The organism is Curtobacterium sp. MCPF17_050 (assembly GCF_003224435.2).
GTDB lineage: Bacteria > Actinomycetota > Actinomycetes > Actinomycetales > Microbacteriaceae > Curtobacterium.
The window spans coordinates 1,789,832-1,804,638 of sequence record NZ_CP126250.1 but is presented as its reverse complement, the minus strand read 5'-3'; the positions used below and the strand labels follow the sequence as shown (position 1 = coordinate 1,804,638).

At 71.2% G+C, this 14,807-nt stretch carries 12 protein-coding genes and 1 tRNA gene; 11 read left to right on the top strand and 2 right to left on the bottom strand.

The window, feature by feature from the left end; genetic code table 11:
- The first annotated feature begins 35 nt into the window (after positions 1–35).
- From DEJ34_RS08595 to DEJ34_RS08585, 3 genes are all read left to right on the top strand, one after another.
- Entirely contained in the window at positions 36–1,493 is a 1,458-nt protein-coding gene (locus DEJ34_RS08595; protein ID WP_110825044.1) for a glutamate synthase subunit beta, read from the top strand.
- 99 nt (positions 1,494–1,592) lie between these two features.
- Complete coding sequence (gene pyk / locus DEJ34_RS08590) at positions 1,593–3,038, top strand: pyruvate kinase (RefSeq protein WP_110891288.1); 1,446 nt, start codon at positions 1,593–1,595, stop codon at positions 3,036–3,038.
- Positions 3,039–3,206: 168 nt separating this feature from the next.
- A complete protein-coding gene (locus DEJ34_RS08585; protein WP_110910824.1) occupies positions 3,207–4,346 on the top strand; it encodes a VIT1/CCC1 transporter family protein in 1,140 nt (379 codons plus the stop codon).
- Between the two features lie 33 nt (positions 4,347–4,379).
- Here the strand turns inward: DEJ34_RS08585 and DEJ34_RS08580 are convergent, their stop codons facing one another.
- On the bottom strand, positions 4,380–4,919 hold the full coding sequence (locus tag DEJ34_RS08580; RefSeq protein ID WP_181419531.1) for an HdeD family acid-resistance protein: 540 nt from the start codon (positions 4,917–4,919) through the stop codon (positions 4,380–4,382).
- Between the two features lie 102 nt (positions 4,920–5,021).
- Here DEJ34_RS08580 and DEJ34_RS08575 point away from each other — a divergent pair.
- The 3 genes from DEJ34_RS08575 (at position 5,022) to DEJ34_RS08565 (ending at position 6,383) form a co-directional block, all read left to right on the top strand.
- A tRNA-Leu gene (locus tag DEJ34_RS08575) sits at positions 5,022–5,101 on the top strand.
- A gap of 100 nt (positions 5,102–5,201) precedes the next feature.
- A complete protein-coding gene (locus tag DEJ34_RS08570) occupies positions 5,202–5,807 on the top strand; it encodes an ANTAR domain-containing response regulator (protein WP_110825040.1) in 606 nt (201 codons plus the stop codon).
- 108 nt (positions 5,808–5,915) lie between these two features.
- Positions 5,916–6,383 carry a GNAT family N-acetyltransferase gene (locus DEJ34_RS08565; protein WP_110910826.1) on the top strand — a complete coding sequence of 156 codons (468 nt, stop codon included), beginning with the start codon at positions 5,916–5,918 and terminating at the stop codon, positions 6,381–6,383.
- A gap of 13 nt (positions 6,384–6,396) precedes the next feature.
- Here the strand turns inward: DEJ34_RS08565 and DEJ34_RS08560 are convergent, their stop codons facing one another.
- Complete coding sequence (locus tag DEJ34_RS08560) at positions 6,397–6,828, bottom strand: PaaI family thioesterase (RefSeq protein ID WP_110825038.1); 432 nt, start codon at positions 6,826–6,828, stop codon at positions 6,397–6,399.
- Positions 6,829–6,924: 96 nt separating this feature from the next.
- Between DEJ34_RS08560 and polA the strand changes: the two genes are divergently transcribed.
- The 5 genes from polA to DEJ34_RS08535 all read left to right on the top strand — a co-directional run bounded on the left by polA (position 6,925) and on the right by DEJ34_RS08535 (position 14,792).
- The gene (gene polA / locus DEJ34_RS08555; protein ID WP_110910827.1) at positions 6,925–9,597 is read left to right on the top strand and encodes a DNA polymerase I; all 2,673 of its coding nucleotides are present in this window, start codon (positions 6,925–6,927) and stop codon (positions 9,595–9,597) included.
- Positions 9,598–9,675: 78 nt separating this feature from the next.
- The gene (locus DEJ34_RS08550) at positions 9,676–11,355 is read left to right on the top strand and encodes a DUF885 domain-containing protein (protein ID WP_110910828.1); all 1,680 of its coding nucleotides are present in this window, start codon (positions 9,676–9,678) and stop codon (positions 11,353–11,355) included.
- A gap of 194 nt (positions 11,356–11,549) precedes the next feature.
- Positions 11,550–13,007 (top strand): 30S ribosomal protein S1, encoded by a 1,458-nt coding sequence (gene rpsA, locus DEJ34_RS08545; RefSeq protein WP_110825035.1) that lies wholly within the window; start codon positions 11,550–11,552, stop codon positions 13,005–13,007.
- 118 nt (positions 13,008–13,125) lie between these two features.
- Positions 13,126–13,728 carry a dephospho-CoA kinase gene (gene coaE / locus DEJ34_RS08540; protein ID WP_110910829.1) on the top strand — a complete coding sequence of 201 codons (603 nt, stop codon included), beginning with the start codon at positions 13,126–13,128 and terminating at the stop codon, positions 13,726–13,728.
- A complete protein-coding gene (locus DEJ34_RS08535) occupies positions 13,725–14,792 on the top strand; it encodes a BPSS1187 family protein (protein WP_181422201.1) in 1,068 nt (355 codons plus the stop codon). Before coaE ends, DEJ34_RS08535 begins: the two co-directional genes overlap by 4 nt.
- Positions 14,793–14,807: the final 15 nt, after the last annotated feature.

The window sequence follows — 14,807 nt, the reverse complement described above, 5'->3', positions numbered from 1 at the left end:
CCGCTCGACCCGCACCCTCACCCAGGAGGTGACCCGTGGCTGACCCCAAGGGGTTCCTGAAGGTCCAGGAACGTGAACTGCCGGCCCGCCGTCCCGTCCCGCTGCGGCTCATGGACTGGAAAGAGGTTTACGAGCAGCAGGAGTCCGGCGCGCTCAAGCGACAGGCCGGGCGCTGCATGGACTGCGGCGTGCCGTTCTGCCACCAGGGCTGCCCGCTCGGCAACCTCATCCCGGAGTGGAACGACCTCACGTGGCGCGGCGAGGGTCGCCAGGCCATCGAGCGTCTGCACGCGACGAACAACTTCCCGGAGTTCACGGGGCGACTGTGCCCGGCTCCGTGCGAGGCGTCCTGCGTGCTCGGCATCAACCAGCCGCCGGTGACGATCAAGCAGGTCGAGGTCTCGATCATCGACGAGGCGTACCAGAACGGCTGGGTCACGCCGCACCCGCCGGAGCGCCTCACCGGCAAGACCGTCGCGGTCGTCGGTTCCGGTCCCGCAGGGCTCGCCGCCGCGCAGCAGCTGACCCGTGCCGGTCACACGGTCGCCGTGTACGAGCGCGACGACCGCATCGGTGGTCTGCTCCGCTACGGCATCCCGGACTTCAAGATGGAGAAGCGGCAGATCGACGCCCGCCTCGCCCAGATGCAGGCCGAGGGCACCCGCTTCCGTGCCGGTGTCGAGATTGGTCGGGACATCACCTGGGACGACCTGAAGTCGCGGTACGACGCGGTCGTGGTCGCCACCGGGGCGACCGTGCCGCGCGACCTCCCGATCCCGGGTCGTGACCTCGCCGGCGTGCACTTCGCCATGGACTACCTCGTCCAGCAGAACAAGGCGAACGCGGGCACCGTGGTCGACAACCAGGTCACGGCCGAGGGCAAGCACGTCGTCGTCATCGGCGGCGGTGACACCGGCGCGGACTGCATCGGCACCGCCCACCGCCAGGGTGCGCTCAGCGTGACGAACCTGGCGATCGGCAAGCAGCCGCCGCTGGAGCGCCCGTCGGACCAGCCGTGGCCGATGTTCGCCACGGTGTTCGAGGTCACGAGCGCGCACGAGGAGGGCGGGGAGCGCATGTTCCTGGCCACCACGGTCGAGTTCCTGGCGAACGAGGCCGGCGAGGTCCGTGCGCTCCGCGTCGCCGAGACCGAGTACGTCGACGGCCGCCGTGTCCCGAAGGCCGGTACCGAGCGTGAGATCCCCGCGGACCTCGTGCTCATCGCGATGGGCTTCACCGGTCCGGAGACCGACACGATCGAGCCGCAGCTGGGGCTCCCGACCACCGTGTCGGGCGCGGTGTCCCGCCAGGCGGACTACACCACGAACGAGCCGGGCGTGTTCGTCGCCGGCGATGCCGGTCGTGGGCAGTCCCTGATCGTCTGGGCGATCGCCGAGGGGCGTGCCGCCGCGGCCAAGGTCGACGAGTACCTCGAGGGGTCGACGATCCTGCCGGCTCCGGTCAAGGCGACGGACCGGGCGATCTCGGTCTGATGGTCCCCACCTCGTAGACGGGAGGCCACCGGCACTCGATAGGGTGCTGGTGGCCTCTCGTCGTTCCGCGAAGCCACCTCCACCACACGAAGGAATCCATTGAGACGCGCAAAGATCGTTTCGACGCTCGGACCTGCCACCTCCGACTACGAGGTCGTCAAGCAGATCATCCAGGCCGGGGTCGACGTCGCCCGCCTGAACCTCAGCCACGGTGACTACAGCGTGCACGAGGCCAACTACGAGAACGTGCGTCGCGCCGCCGAGGAGCTGGGCAAGCCCGTCGCGATCCTCGTCGACCTGCAGGGCCCGAAGATCCGTCTGGCCAAGTTCGCCGACGGCCCGCACGAGCTCGCCGTCGGCGACGTCTTCACGATCACGACGGAGGACGTGCCGGGCACGAAGGACGTCTGCGGGACCACGTTCAAGGGGCTGCCGCAGGACGTCAAGCCGGGCGACCCGCTGCTCATCGACGACGGCCGTGTGCGCCTCCGCGTCCTCGACACCGACGGCGTGCGCGTCCGCACCGAGGTCGTCGTCGCCGGCACCGTCTCGAACAACAAGGGCATCAACCTGCCCGGTGTCGCGGTGAACGTGCCCGCGCTGAGCGAGAAGGACGAAGCCGACCTCCGCTGGGGCATCCGCATGGGCGCGGACCTCATCGCGCTCTCGTTCGTCCGCAACGCCGCCGACGTCGAGCGTGCGCACCAGATCATGGACGAGGAGGGCAAGCGCCTCCCGGTGATCGCCAAGGTCGAGAAGCCGCAGGCCGTCGACGCGCTCGAGGAGATCATCGACGCGTTCGACTCGATCATGGTCGCCCGTGGTGACCTCGGTGTCGAGCTCCCGTTGGAGGCCGTCCCGATCGTGCAGAAGCGCGCGGTCGAGCTGTCCCGCCGCATGGCCAAGCCGGTCATCGTCGCGACCCAGATGCTCGAGTCGATGATCTCGTCCCCGATCCCGACACGCGCCGAGACGTCCGACGTCGCGAACGCCGTCCTCGACGGTGCCGACGCGGTCATGCTCTCCGGTGAGACGAGCGTCGGTGAGTACCCGGTGGAGACCGTGCGCACGATGGCCCGCATCGTCGAGTCGACGGAGGACCACGGCCTCGAGCGCATCGCCCCGCTCGGCACGAAGCCCCGCACGCTCGGTGGCGCGATCACCCTCGCGGCGGTCGAGATCGCGGAGTTCACCGAGGCGTCGTACCTCTGCGTGTTCACCGAGTCCGGTGACTCGGCCCGCCGCATGTCCCGCCTGCGCCACGGGCTGCCGATCATCGCCTTCACCCCGAACGAGACGACGCGTCGTCGTCTGGCGATGACGTGGGGCGTGCGGTCCTACCTGGTGGACCGGAAGACCCACACCGACGAGCTCTTCTCCCAGGTGGACGACGTCCTCATCGGCAACGGCCTCGCCGTCCCCGGCGACCGGGTCATCGTCACGGCCGGCTCGCCTCCCGGACTCGAGGGCTCGACGAACGACCTGCGCGTGCACCGGGTGGGCGACGCGCACGCCGAGGCGGCACCCGCCTACGTCCGCGACTGAGCACGGTCGCGTCGGTCCGTGACCGACACGATCCGGAAGGCCGTCACCCACCAGGGTGGCGGCCTCCGCCGTCCCGGCCGGGAGGCACGACACCCGTCGGGCGCGGTCCGCACGCGGGTACCGTGGTCCCGTCCACACCGACCGGCACGAGCACGCGAGGAGCGTCGCATGGGTGATCCGAGCCTCCGGACCGACACCGCGTCCCGGTCCCGCGCCGACGTGCAGCGGTGGCGCCGGTACCTCGCCGACGAGCGTGCCGAGGCGGCCGTCTACCGGAACCTCGCCTCGCGACGCACCGGCGAGGAGCGCGAGATCCTCGCCGCCCTGGCCGAGGCGGAGGGGCGTCACGAGCAGCACTGGCGCGACCTGCTCGGGGACGACGTCGGACGCCCGCTGCGGGGGAGCCTCCGCACCCGGGTGCTCGCCGCGCTGGCGGCGCGGTTCGGGTCGGTCTTCGTGCTCGCCCTCATGCAACGCGCGGAGGACCGCTCGCCGTACGCGGACGACGCCGACGCGACCGCGCAGATGGCGGCCGACGAGCGGATCCACGGCGAGGTCGTCCGCGGGCTGGCGAACCGCGGGCGGATGCGCCTGTCCGGCACCTTCCGCGCGGCGGTGTTCGGCGCCAACGACGGACTGGTGTCGAACCTCGCGCTCATCATCGGGGTGAGCGCCTCCGGGGCGGACCGGCACCTCGTCCTGCTCAGCGGCATCGCGGGCCTGCTGGCGGGTGCGCTGTCCATGGGGGCGGGGGAGTACGTGTCCGTCCGGTCACAGCGGGAGCTCCTCGACGCATCGACCCCGCACCCCGAAGCGCAGCGCGCGGTCGCCGACCTCGACGTGGACGCGAACGAGCTCGCGCTGGTCTACCGGGCGCGCGGGATGTCCGAGGACGAGGCCGCAGCCCACGCCGACGAGGTCCTCGCCGCCCTGCTGGCCGGCCCCGCGACCGGCGGGGTGCCGGTGGTGCGGAGCCGCTCCGCGCTGCCCCGCCCGGTCGGCACCGAGGGGACCGACGAGCACGAGGCGGTCGGCACGGGCACGAGCGCCGCGCTCTCCAGCTTCTGCTTCTTCGCCTCCGGCGCGGTGATCCCGGTCCTGCCGTACCTGGTCGGGCTCGACGGCTGGGCCGCGATCGGGGTGGCCTCGGCGCTCGTCGGCCTCGCGCTGCTCGGCACCGGTGCCGTGGTCGGTGTCCTCAGCGGAGCGTCGCCGCTCCGGCGGGCGCTCCGACAGCTGGGGATCGGCTTCGGCGCCGCCGCCGTGACGTACGTCCTCGGTCTGCTCTTCGGGACCGGGTCGGCCTGACGCAGCCCCGCCGCCGGGCTGCGTCGATCCGGTTCAGCGCCGGGCGGAGGCGCGCGCGGGCAGGAGGAGCAGCGCCGCGCTGCCGACGCCGACGAGGGCGATGCCGGCCAGGACGGTGAAGACCTCGAGGGCGAGCGTCGGGGCGAGCAGCACCGCGACGCCGCAGAGCAGCGACAGCAGCCCGCTCACGACGGACGGCACCCGGGAGGAACCGGGGTGCCCGACGAGTGCACCGACGAGCGCCGCGACGCCCTCGACGAGGAACCCGACCCCGGCCAGGACCGCGTAGACGACGAGCGGTACCGCGGGGTCGACGAGCGTGACGAGTCCGGCGACCCCGACGAGGGACCCGACGACGCCGGAGGTCCAGCGCCAGACGGTCGACGTGCCGTGTCCCCGCGCGGCCGCGAAGACGCGCATGGCCCCGGAGACGACGAGGTACACCCCGAAGAGCAGCGCGACGAGCACCAGTGTCGGCCGCGGCCACACGACGGCGACGATGCCGGCGACGATCGCGACGGCGCCGGTGACGATGACGAACGCCCGGAACGTGCGGACGGCGCGTGAATCCACCGTGGCTCCTCCTGACTGGACTGCCGGACCTCCGACCGTACCGTGCGGCGAGGGCGTCGGTCCGGGCGGGGCGTCGCGGTGGCTGCTACGCTGGCTCCGCTCGCGAGTGTGGTGGAATGGTAGACACGGGGCACTCAAAATGCTCTGCCTCTGGCGTGCGGGTTCGAGTCCCGCCACTCGTACTCGGTCCGCTCGGCCGGTCCCGTCAGGTGCCCGATCGGACCCGCTGGGGATCGCGTCCGGATGCCGCCGTCCGATCGCGCGTCTAGTAGGCTCTTCGTCGTGAGTGACACAGAAGCAACCGCAGCCGCACCCCGTCGCGTCGTCGTCGCCGAGGACGAGTCGCTCATCCGTCTCGACATCGTCGAGATCCTCCGCGACAACGGGTTCGACGTGGTCGGTGAAGCCGGAGACGGCGAGACCGCGGTGCAGCTCGCCACCGACCTGCGTCCCGACCTCGTGATCATGGACGTCAAGATGCCGCAGCTCGACGGCATCTCCGCGGCCGAGAAGCTGTCGAAGAACCACATCGCCCCGGTCGTCCTGCTCACGGCGTTCAGCCAGAAGGAACTCGTCGAGCGTGCGACCGAGGCCGGCGCGCTGGCCTACGTGGTGAAGCCCTTCACGCCGAACGACCTGCTCCCCGCGATCGAGATCGCCCTCTCGCGGTACCAGCAGATCATCACGCTCGAGGCCGAGGTCGCGGACCTCGTCGAGCGCTTCGAGACCCGCAAGCTCGTCGACCGCGCCAAGGGCCTGCTCAACGAGAAGATGGGCCTCACCGAGCCCGAGGCCTTCCGCTGGATCCAGAAGGCGTCCATGGACCGCCGGCTCACGATGCACGACGTCGCCAAGGCGATCATCGAGCAGCTCAGCGCGAAGAAGTAGTCCCACCAGCCACCCCACGGAAGGCGCCGTCCGGAGCGGACGGCGCCTTCCGTGCGTCCGGCGTCGTGCGGTCCTCGCTCCGGCGGCGCCAGCTGGCAGGCTGGGCACATGGACGACGTGGTGATCCGGGCCTCCCGGTCGGAGGACATGGCGACGGTGGCCGACCTGCGGTGGCGGTGGCGGGTGGACGAGGACGGCACGGCCCCGGCCGGGACGCCCGAGGCGTTCCGCGAGGCCATGACGGCCTTCGCGCTCGCGCACCCGCAGACGCACCGGTGCGTGGTCGCCGAGCTCGACGGGGTCGTCGTCGGCATGGCCTGGCTCGCGATCGTCGCCCGACCACCGACCCCGGACCGCCCGGAGCGGTGCACGGCCGACGTGCAGACGGTGTACGTCGCACCCGAGGCCAGGGGCCGCGGTGTCGCGCAGCGGCTGGTCCGTGCGGCACTCGACCTCGCCGAGGAGGTCGGTGCGGAGCGGACGACCGTGCACTCGAGCGTCGCCGGCGAGACGCTGTACCGGCGGCTCGGGTTCGGGGACGCCCGACTGCTGCTCCAGGCGCCGCCCGAGGACTGACCGACCGCGGGGTTCAGCGAGCGTCGCGGATGATGTTCGTGATGCGCACGGTCGAGCAACGACGGCCCTCGTCGTCGGTGAGGACGATCTCGTGCGTCGTGAGGGTGCCGCCGAGGTGGATCGCGGTGCACGTGCCGGTCACACGGCCGCTCGTCGCGCTGCGGGAGTGCGAGGCGCTCAGCTCGATGCCCATGGCGTACCGACCGGGGCCGGCGTGGATGTTCGCCGCCATCGAGCCGAGGCTCTCGGCGAGGACGACGTACGCGCCACCGTGCAGGAGCCCGACCGGCTGGCGGTTGCCCTCGACGGGGATGCTCGCGACGGCACGCTCGGCGGAGAGCTCGGTGAAGACCATGCCCATCTTCTCCGCGAGTTCGCCCATGCCGCGGTCGGCGTACTCGGCGAGGCCCTCGGGGGAGCCGGTGGTGGTGGTCGCGTCGGTCATGCGTGCTCCTCGGGCGGTGGTCCTGCCCGCCGTCCTCGGAGCCGGCCCGGAGTCGGCCCGGGGCCGGCCGTCGGGGGCCGTCGGTAGGCTGTCCGGGTGTCGGACTCCGCAAAGCCTACCCTCATGGTCATCGACGGCCACTCGCTCGCGTTCCGGGCGTTCTACGCCCTCCCGGTCGACAGTTTCGTGAACCGCGAGGGGCAGCACACGAACGCCATCCACGGCTTCATCTCGATGCTGCTCATGCTCCTCCAGCGCGAGAAGCCGACGCACCTGGCGGTCGCGTTCGACATCTCCCGGTTCTCGTTCCGCACACGGGAGTACGAGGACTACAAGGGCACGCGTTCCGAGACCCCCGCGGAGTTCAAGGGCCAGATCCCGCTCCTGCAGCAGGCGCTCGAGGCGATGGGCATCACCACCGTCACGAAGGAGGACTTCGAGGCCGACGACATCCTCGCGACCCTCTCGAAGCAGGGCGCCGACCAGGGGTACCAGGTGTACGTCGTGTCCGGCGACCGCGACTCCATCCAGCTCGTGAACGACGACGTCACGCTGCTGTACCCGTCCGTGCGCGGGGTCTCCGAGCTCACCCGCTACGACCGCGACAAGGTGTACGAGCGCTACGGCATCGAGCCGCACCAGTACCCGGACATCGCCGCCCTCGTCGGTGAGACGAGCGACAACCTGATCGGCATCGACAAGGTCGGCGAGAAGACCGCCGTCAAGTGGATCACGCAGTACGGCTCGCTCGACGGCGTGCTCGAGCACGCCGACGAGATCAAGGGCGTCGTCGGCAACAACCTGCGCGAGCAGAAGGACAGGGCGATCCGGAACCGGAAGCTGAACCGGCTCGTCACCGACGTCGAGTTGCCGGTCGGTCCCGCCGACGTCGCCCTCCGACCGCTCGACGAAGCCGCGGTCCGCGAGCTGTTCGCGACCCTGCAGTTCCGCACGCTGCTCGACCGCGTCTTCAAGGTGGTGGGCGGCGGGGACGCGGCCGACGCCGTCACCACCGACGGCACCGTCGAGGACGCCGGTCCCACGCCGCCGCCGGTGAAGACCCTCATCGACGAGGAACTCGGTCACTGGCTCGAGCGGAAGGACGCCGCGGACGCCGAGAACGGGTACGGCGTCGCGGTCGAGGTCATCGACGGTCGTCTGAGCGCGATCGGCATCGCCACCCACGACGACGCCGTCCTCGTGCCGGGCGGCAGCGGGGCGCTGGACTACGAGCAGTTGGCCACGTGGTTCGCCTCGGACGCCCCGAAGCACTTCCACGACGCGAAGGCCGCGATCAAGGCGCTCGGGACCGCGGGGTTCACGATCGCGGGCGTCGCAGGGGACGCCCGCATCACCGGTTGGCTCGCGAACCCCGGCAAGCAGGGGCAGCCCCTCGCGGACCTCGTGTACCAGGAACTGGGCGAGGAGCTGCCGACCGCCGACCCGAACCAGCTCGTCCCCGAGACGGAGCCGGTCAACGTCGGCGTGCACGCCTGGTACGTGCTCCGCGTCACCACGGCCCTGCGTGCCCGCATCGACCCGAGCTCGCTGACGGTGCTCGACGACATCGAGCTCCCGCTGACGGCGGTGCTCGCGCGGATGGAGACGACGGGCGTCGGGATCGACCGGCCGGTGCTCACCGGGCTCTCCCACGAGCTGGGGGAGCGCGCCGCCGACCTCGCGCAGCAGGCCTTCGCGGAGATCGGGCACGAGGTCAACCTCGGGTCGCCGAAGCAGCTGCAGGAGGTCCTGTTCACCGAGCTCGCGATGCCGAAGACCCGGAAGACGAAGACCGGGTTCTCCACGGACGCCGCGAGCCTGGCCGACCTGCAGGAGCAGCACCCGCACCCGTTCCTCGGACTGCTGCTGCAGCACCGCGACGCCACGAAGCTCCGGCAGATCGTCGACACCCTCGACGCCGCGGTCGTCGACGGTCGCATCCACACCCGGTACGAGCAGACCGGCACGAGCACCGGACGTGTCTCCTCCACGGACCCGAACCTGCAGAACATCCCGGTGAAGACCGCCGTCGGGCGCCGCATCCGGTCCGCGTTCGCCGTCGCCGAGCCGTACACGACACTGCTCACGGCCGACTACTCGCAGATCGAGATGCGGATCATGGCGCACCTGTCCGGGGACGCCGGCCTGATCCAGGCGTTCAACGAGGGCGAGGACCTGCACCGGTTCGTCGGCGCCCGCGTCTTCGGCGTCGAACCGTCCGACGTCAGCCCCGAGATGCGCACCAAGGTCAAGGCGATGTCCTACGGCCTGGCGTACGGCCTCAGCGCGTTCGGGCTCTCGAAGCAGCTCCGCATCGAGCAGAGCGAGGCCCGCACGCTCATGACGGAGTACTTCGCCCGCTTCGGCGCCGTGCGGGACTACCTCCGGAACGTGGTCGAGCAGGCCCGCGAGGACGGGTACACCGAGACGATCTTCGGCCGTCGTCGACCGTTCCCGGACCTGAAGAGCCCGAACCGGGTGCTCCGCGAGAACGCCGAGCGTGCCGCCCTGAACGCGCCCATCCAGGGATCCGCGGCGGACATCATGAAGATCGCGATGCTCGGGGTCGACGCGGACCTGCGCGACGGCGACCTCGGCTCCCGGCTGCTGCTGCAGGTGCACGACGAACTCATCCTCGAGGTCGCGCCCGGCGAGCAGGAGCGCGTCGAGGAGATCCTCCGGACCCGCATGGGCGGTGCCGCTGAGCTGAGCGTGCCGCTCGACGTGTCGGTCGGCGTCGGCCGGAACTGGGAGTCCGCGGCGCACTGACCGCGGCGCACCGCCCGTCGGACCGCCCGCCGCTCGCCTCCGGTGACCGGGGGAGCGGGGCTGGGTAGGGTCGACGACATGAGCGATGACCGTCCCGTCCGCCAGCCGTCCGCCGTCGACCAGGTCGCCGAGCAGTGGGTCACCACGCTCGTCGAGCTCGACCCGACGGTCGCCACGTACATCGGTGTGCCCGGGCGCACCGACTCCTACGGCGACACGTCCCCGGCGGGTGCCGCAGCCCTCGCCGACGCCGCTCGTGCCGCCCGCCGAGCACTGGACGCCGCCGACGCCCGCGACGACGTCGACCGGGTCACGAAGGCCGACCTCGGATCCGAGCTCGACCTGACCGTCGAGTCGTACGAGCGGAGGCTGCACCTCCGGGACCTCAACGTCATCCAGAGCCCCGCGCAGTCCCTCCGGGACGTGTTCGACCTCATGCCGACCGCCACGACGGAGGACTGGCAGGACGTCGCCGGACGCCTGCAGGCCCTCCCGGACGCCCTCGAGGGGTACCGGGAGACGCTGCTCGAGGGCACCCGCGAGGGCGTCACCGCCGCGAAGCGCCAGGTCGAGCTCATCGCCGAACAGGCCGGCCGGAACGGCGCACCGGACGGGTTCTTCCGGCAGCTCGTCGACGGCGCCGCGCTCGAGGGCGGGGCGCCGGTCCCGGAGCAGCTGCGCGCCGAACTGACGCGCGGGGCCGAGGTCGCCGCGGCCGCCTACCGGTCCTTCGGCGCCTTCCTGCAGCACGACGTCCTGCCGCTCTCGACCCCGGTCGACGCGGTCGGTCGCGACGACTACGCCCTGCACTCCCGCCGGTTCCTCGGCGCCGTCGTCGACCTCGACGAGACGTACGAGTGGGGCATCGAGGAACTCGCCCGGATGCGGGACGAGCAGGAGCGGATCGCGGACCGCATCGAGTCCGGCGCGAGCGTCGCCCGCGCGATCGAGGTCCTCGACGCCGATCCGTCGCGGGTCCTGCACGGCACGGACGCCCTCCGCGCCTGGATGCAGGAGACCAGCGACGAGTCGATCCGGGCGATGGACGGCCGGTACTTCGACATCGCCGACCCGATCAAGCGCCTGGAGTGCCGGATCGCGCCCACCCAGGAGGGCGGGATCTACTACACCGGCCCGTCGGACGACTTCTCGCGCGCCGGTCGGATGTGGTGGTCCGTCCCGCAGGGCGTCACGGAGTTCGGCACCTGGCGTGAGAAGACGACGGTCTACCACGAGGGCGTTCCGGGGCACCACCTGCAGATCAGCCAGGCCGTGTACAACCGCGGCGAGCTCAACACCTGGCGGCGCCAGCTCGCCGGTCCGTCCGGACACGTCGAGGGCTGGGCGCTGTACGCCGAGCGGTTGATGGAGCAGCTCGGGTTCCTCGACGACGACGGCGACCGCCTCGGCATGCTCGACGGTCAGCGGATGCGCGCTGCCCGCGTGGTCCTCGACATCGGGGTGCACCTGCAGAAGACCAACCCCGACGGCGGCGGCTGGACCTGGGAGTACGCGCTCGACTTCATGGGCCGGAACGTCAACATGGACCCCGCGTTCGTGCAGTTCGAGGTCGCGCGCTACTTCGGGTGGCCGGGCCAGGCCCCCTCGTACAAGGTCGGGCAGCGGGTCTGGGAGTCGATCCGGGACGACGTGGCCGCCCGCGAGGGGGCGTCCTTCGACCTCAAGGCGTTCCACCACCGCGCCCTGGCACTCGGCGGCGTCGGGCTCGACACGCTGCGGAGTGCGCTCGTCGGCTGACCGTGACACGCCCGGTTGTGGGTGCCGGTCCCGCTGGATAGACTTGTGCGGCGCAATCCGCGCCAACAACACACACCGCCACGGTGGCTCGCACCGGGTCCGACAGGTCGCACGACCTGCAGGACCGGATCGCGGACCGGGGGTCGCTCCCTCGCCGCCTGGCCCGACTCATGTCCGTTCGGAGCAATCTCTACATGACAACCACCACGACCAAGGCTCCCAAGCAGGTCGCCATCAACGACATCGGCTCGGCTGATGACTTCCTGGCCGAGGTCGAGAAGACCCTGAAGTTCTTCAACGACGGAGACCTCATCTCCGGCACCGTCGTGAAGATCGACCGCGACGAGGTCCTCCTCGACGTCGGGTACAAGACCGAGGGTGTCATCCCCTCGCGCGAGCTCTCGATCAAGCACGACGTCGACCCCAACGAGGTCGTCAACGTCGGTGACGAGGTCGAGGCCCTGGTCCTCCAGAAGGAGGACAAGGAAGGCCGCCTGATCCTGTCGAAGAAGCGTGCACAGTACGAGCGTGCATGGGGCGACGTCGAGAAGATCAAGGAGTCCGACGGTGTCGTGACCGGTACGGTCATCGAGGTCGTCAAGGGCGGTCTCATCGTCGACATCGGCCTCCGCGGCTTCCTCCCGGCCTCGCTCATCGAGCTGCGCCGTGTCCGCGACCTGACGCCGTACCTCGGTCAGGAGCTCGAGGCGAAGATCCTCGAGCTCGACAAGAACCGCAACAACGTGGTCCTCTCGCGCCGCGCCCTGCTCGAGCAGACGCAGTCCGAGTCGCGCACCACATTCCTCAACAACCTCCACAAGGGTCAGGTCCGCAAGGGCGTCGTCTCGTCGATCGTCAACTTCGGTGCGTTCGTCGACCTCGGCGGCGTCGACGGTCTCGTCCACGTCTCCGAGCTCAGCTGGAAGCACATCGAGCACGCCAGCGAGGTCGTCGAGGTCGGGCAGGAAGTCACCGTCGAGATCCTCGAGGTGGACCTGGACCGCGAGCGCGTGTCGCTCTCGCTCAAGGCCACGCAGGAAGACCCGTGGCAGGTCTTCGCCCGCACCCACGCGATCGGTCAGATCGCGCCGGGCAAGGTCACGAAGCTCGTGCCGTTCGGTGCATTCGTCCGCGTCGCGGACGGCATCGAGGGTCTCGTGCACATCTCGGAGCTCTCGAACAAGCACGTCGAGCTCGCCGAGCAGGTCGTGTCCGTGGGCGACGAGGTGTTCGTCAAGATCATCGACATCGACCTCGACCGTCGCCGCATCTCGCTCAGCCTCAAGCAGGCCAACGAGGGCGTCGACCCGGAGAGCACCGAGTTCGACCCGGCGCTCTACGGCATGCCGACCGAGTACGACGACAAGGGTGACTACAAGTACCCCGAGGGCTTCGACCCGGAGACGAACGAGTGGCTCGAGGGCTACGACACCCAGCGCGAGGAGTGGGAGCGTCAGTACGCTGCCGCCCAGGCCCGCTGGGAGGCCCACAAGGCCCAGGTCGCCAAGTCGCTCACCGAAGAGGCGCAGGGTGGCTTCGACCTCCCGGCCGCTGCCTCGTCGTCGTTCACGAGCGAGACGACCGGCGCCGGCACCCTCGCCGACGACGCGTCCCTCGCGGCACTCCGTGAGAAGCTCAGCTCGACCAACTGAGCACCGCTCGATCGACTGATCGAGTCGAAGTGACCGGAGCCCGGTCCTGATCGTCCCGCACGGGGCGGTCGGGCCGGGCTTCCGGCGTTCGTGGAGCCGTCCGTGCCACGCTGTCGTCGTGCGCATCATCGGACTCACGGGCGGCATCGCCGCGGGCAAGTCGACGGTCTCCAGGCGGTTCGCGGAGCACGGCGCGGTGGTGGTGGACGCCGACCAGCTCGCGCGGGACGCCGTCGCTCCGGGCAGTGCTGGCCTCGCCGCGGTGCGGGAGCGGTTCGGTCCCGCGGTCGTGACGGAGGAGGGCGAGCTCGACCGTCCGGCGCTCGGCGCGATCGTGTTCGCGGACGCCGCCGCCCGGAAGGACCTGGAGGGCATCACCCACCCGGAGGTGTGGCGTCTCGCGCAGGAGCGGTTCGACGCCGCCGGGGCCGCGGACCCCGACGCGGTCGTCGTCTACGACGTGCCGCTCCTGGCCGAGGCGGCCGGCGCACGCCCCCTGCGCTTCGACGCCGTCGTGGTCGTCGACGCCCCCGCCGCGGTCCGGGTCGAGCGGCTCGTCGAGCACCGTGGCATGGCGCGTGCGGACGCCGAGCGGCGGGTCGCCGCCCAGGCGTCGGACGCGGACCGTCTCGCCCTCGCCGACCACGTCGTCGACGCGACCCGCTCGGTCGAGGACACGATCCGCTCGGCGGACGAGGTCTGGGCCCGACTCGTCCGATGAGGGCTCATCACCGCCTGCTCGTCGTCGCGGTCCTCGTCCTGGTCGCGATCGGTCTGGCCTCGCTCGTCGGCGCGAACGTGCTCGGCGGGCAGCGGGTCGCCGAGGGCGGGCGGCCGGGGTTGCCGCACCGCACGCTCGGCCCCGAGGAGACGCCGCAGGACGTCTTCCACCGCTTCCGTCTGGGCTCCATCGACGGCGAGCGGTTGTCGCCGAACCGGAACGACTTCGCCGCCCGGACCACACCGGACGGTCCGCTGCTGCTGTTCCTGCCGGCCACGCGGTCGAAGCCGGCCGAGTACCAGCGCTTCCTGACGACGGCGCTGGGCGACGGGTACCACGTGCTCGGACTCGACTACTGGAACCTCGGCAAGACACTGTCCGCGACGTGCGAGGCCGATGCGCGCTGCTACGGACAGGTCCAGCGGAACCGGTTCGACGGCACCCGGAGTTCGGAGTACAGCAGCGTCACCCCGGCGGGCTCGATCGTGTCGCGGTTCCGGGACGCGGTGGCGCACCTGGACGAGGTGGACCCCGACGGCGGCTGGGGGCGGTTCGTGCAGGCCGACGAGGACATCACCTGGGGGGACATCGTCGTCGCCGGCCACTCACAGGGCGGAGGCGAGGCCGCGTACATCGCCCACATCCGGCCCGTCCTCGGTGCCCTGATGTTCGCCGCGCCGGTGGAGTCCGTCGGTCCGGTCCACGCGGCCTGGATGGACCGCCCCGGCCGGACCCCGGCGACCCGCATGTACGCGCTCGACGACGTCCGCGACTCCTACCGACCGCGGATCGCCGGTTCGTGGACGGCGCTCGGGCTCGCGGGACGGGGCGGCGCCGGTGGCACGGGCGAGCCCTGGCGGACCCGGACCGCTCCGCCACGTCCCGGGGCCGACCCGCACGCGATCCTGACCAGGCTGCCCGGCGGTGATGCCGGCCACGCGCACTCCCGGGTGGTCAAGGACACGACCCCGCTCGACGAGCACGGCGACCCGCACATGCTCGCGTTGTGGCAGTGGTTGCTGCACCGGTTCCCCACGCCCGACGTTCCCTCCGCGCGGTCATAGGCGACGGAAATACGA

What these genes read in the sequence shown, in the direction of transcription:
- DEJ34_RS08535 (WP_181422201.1), top strand. Translation starts at nt 13,725, where the DNA reads ATGAGGGCTCATCACCGCCTGCTCGTCGTCGCGGTCCTCGTCCTGGTC.
- rpsA (WP_110825035.1), top strand. Translation starts at nt 11,550, where the DNA reads ATGACAACCACCACGACCAAGGCTCCCAAGCAGGTCGCCATCAACGAC.
- DEJ34_RS08550 (WP_110910828.1), top strand. Translation starts at nt 9,676, where the DNA reads ATGAGCGATGACCGTCCCGTCCGCCAGCCGTCCGCCGTCGACCAGGTC.
- DEJ34_RS08585 (WP_110910824.1), top strand. Translation starts at nt 3,207, where the DNA reads ATGGGTGATCCGAGCCTCCGGACCGACACCGCGTCCCGGTCCCGCGCC.
- DEJ34_RS08565 (WP_110910826.1), top strand. Translation starts at nt 5,916, where the DNA reads ATGGACGACGTGGTGATCCGGGCCTCCCGGTCGGAGGACATGGCGACG.
- DEJ34_RS08560 (WP_110825038.1), bottom strand. Translation starts at nt 6,828, where the DNA reads ATGACCGACGCGACCACCACCACCGGCTCCCCCGAGGGCCTCGCCGAG.